The 2,410-nt window shown below is 53.4% G+C and carries 3 protein-coding genes; 2 read left to right on the forward strand and 1 reads right to left on the reverse strand.

Going from position 1 to position 2,410, the window contains the following annotated elements:
• Positions 1-512 (forward strand): PUA domain-containing protein (locus tag Q0338_RS07710; RefSeq protein WP_366119805.1); only part of this gene is annotated, 512 nt, incomplete at its 5' end.
• 220 nt (positions 513-732) lie between these two features.
• Complete coding sequence (locus Q0338_RS07715; RefSeq protein WP_298086244.1) at positions 733-1,341, forward strand: hypothetical protein; 609 nt, start codon at positions 733-735, stop codon at positions 1,339-1,341.
• Positions 1,342-1,361: 20 nt separating this feature from the next.
• Here the strand turns inward: Q0338_RS07715 and nhaA are convergent.
• Positions 1,362-2,410: Na+/H+ antiporter NhaA (gene nhaA / locus Q0338_RS07720; RefSeq protein WP_298086245.1), on the reverse strand; the 1,049-nt coding region annotated here is incomplete at its 5' end.

Below are 2,410 nucleotides of genomic sequence, written 5' to 3' on the forward strand. Positions count from 1 at the left end.
TTAGAGCGGCTGCGGGCGCGGAGGGCAGTAAATTTGGCACCGGCGGCATGCGCACTAAAATCACCGCAGCCCAGATGGCGACCAAAAACGGCACGCACCTCATCATCGCAAACGGCGCCAACCCGCGAAACATCGTGCGAGCAGCGCAGGGCTGCGAGGTCGGGACGCTATTTTTGGCGGGCAAAAATAGGATAAATTCGCGTAAATACTGGCTCGCCTACTCGGCCGCGGATAATGGCTCGGTCGCTATCGACGCGGGCGCGGCAAAGGCGCTAAAAGAGGGCAAAAGCCTGCTAGCAGTCGGCATCCGCGAGGTCGTGGGCGAGTTTGAGCGCGGCGAAACGCTCGCTATCAAAGACGCAAGCGGCCAAGCGCTAGCCCGCGGCATAACAAACTACTCATCAGCCGAGCTAGCCCTCATAAAAGGGCGCAAGAGCGAGGATATCGAGGCGGTTCTGGGCTACAAATACGAGGACGAGGCGCTACATATCGACAACATCGCGCTGATTTAGGTTAAATTTGACGGTTTGTCTGCGGCTAAATTTGGTCGTCATCGCGTCAAATTTGCGCTAAATTTAGAGCGAGTTTTTCTGCACGACAGGTGAAATTTGAGCGGATACGACGGCAAAATTTGATCAAATTTGACTGTCTAAACCAACCGCGCGGTTGCCGTTAAATTTGACGGTTGATTTTTGAGCGCGCTTTAAAATGCGGATAAATTTAAGGAAAAAAATGAACGAAAAAGAAGCGGCGAAAGCGAAATCCCGGCGCGACCCTGCGGCGCGTAAAAGCTTGTTTGAGAGAGCGATTTTAGCAGGCTGGGCGCCGTTTTCGCTCGGGGTCTTATTTTTTGCCGCGCTTGGGATTTGGGCGTTAAATTTGAGCCCGGACGAGATTTTAGAGCTTAAATTTTGGCTACCTTTCATCCGCGGCATGCGTGTTTTTGCGCCGTTTTTGGACGACTTTGCAAACAACGGCGCGAGCTTAAGCGTACTTGCTTTTTACGCCTGCGCCGCGCCGTTTTGGATCTGCTTTTTTGCCGCCGTCTTTTGTCTAAACTACGGCCGCGCGGACGTCGGAGGGGCAAATTTGATCGTCGTGACCGCGAAATTCGTCGTACTCGGCGGTTTTTGCTTTCTTGCGCTTAGCGGGCTGCTCTTTGCGCCGGAAGGGATGGGCGGCAGATGGGGCGTTTACGTGCGATTTGACAACTACTCCCTCGCAAACGACAGCGCGCTTTACAACCTAGCCGCCGGGCTGGGTATCGGCTTCGTGTTTGCGAGCTTTGCGCACGTAGCGTGCGATTTGATTTATAAATTACGCAGCGGCCGGCCTGGATGATTTAGCCGGCTTGTTCGGGGTTATCTTTCTAGCGCGCTTTGGTTTTTGGCGCTAAATTTAAGTAATATAAACCCCGCGGCGCCTGAAACTACCGAACCTAGCAAGATAGCGAGCTTGTCCGTGTAGGCAAAGGCGTCCGTGTCGTTGTAGGCTAAGCCGTTAACGAAAAGGCTCATGGTAAATCCTACGCCGCAAAGCACCGCGATGCCGTAAAGCTGGATGAAATTTGAGCCTTCCGGCAGCTTGGCTAGCTTAAATTTGATCGCTAAAAAGCTAAAAGAAAATACCCCGACTTGCTTGCCGACGAAAAGCCCCAGCGCCGTGCCTAGCGCGACTGGAGATAAAATCTCGTCCAGTCCGACGCCTCGCAGCGAGATGCCTGCGTTTACGAAGGCAAATATCGGCAGCACGCCAAAAGCCACCCAGCCGTGCAGGTCGTGCTCGATGCTTTTTAGCATCGATTTGCCGGGCTCGTCTTTAAAGCTAAGCGGTATGAAAAAGGCCGCCACGACGCCCGCAAGCGTGGCGTGAACGCCAGATTTTAGCACCGCTACCCACATCACCACGCCTACGATTAGATACGCCGCTTTGCTCTTTACGCCGAGTCTGTTTAGCGCAAAAAGCGCGGCTAGGCAAACGCTCGCGACCGCAAGCATTTGGGCGCTAAGCTCGCTCGTGTAAAATAGCGCGATAATCACGATCGCGCAGAGGTCGTCGACGATCGCTAGCGTCATGAGGAAAATTTTTAAACTAGTCGGTACGCGAGGCCCAAGTAGGCTCAAAATCCCCAGAGCAAACGCGATATCCGTCGCAGTCGGTATCGCCCAGCCACCAAGCGCGAAGGAGTCGTGTTTAGTAAAAAGATAAAAGATAACCGCGGGTACTATCAGGCCGCCTGCTGCGCCGATGGCGGGCAGTGCGATCTGTGATGGATTTTTTAGCTCGCCCTCTAGCACTTCGCGCTTTAACTCAAGTCCGATGAGAAAGAAAAATACCGCCATCAATCCGTCGTTTACCCACAAGATTAGCGGCTTGCTTAGTCCGTATTCGCCGAAGCTCACGGTAAATT

Source organism: uncultured Campylobacter sp. (genome assembly GCF_938018145.1).
Lineage (GTDB): Bacteria > Campylobacterota > Campylobacteria > Campylobacterales > Campylobacteraceae > Campylobacter_A.

What these genes read in the sequence shown, in the direction of transcription:
- Q0338_RS07715 (WP_298086244.1), top strand. Translation starts at nt 733, where the DNA reads ATGAACGAAAAAGAAGCGGCGAAAGCGAAATCCCGGCGCGACCCTGCG.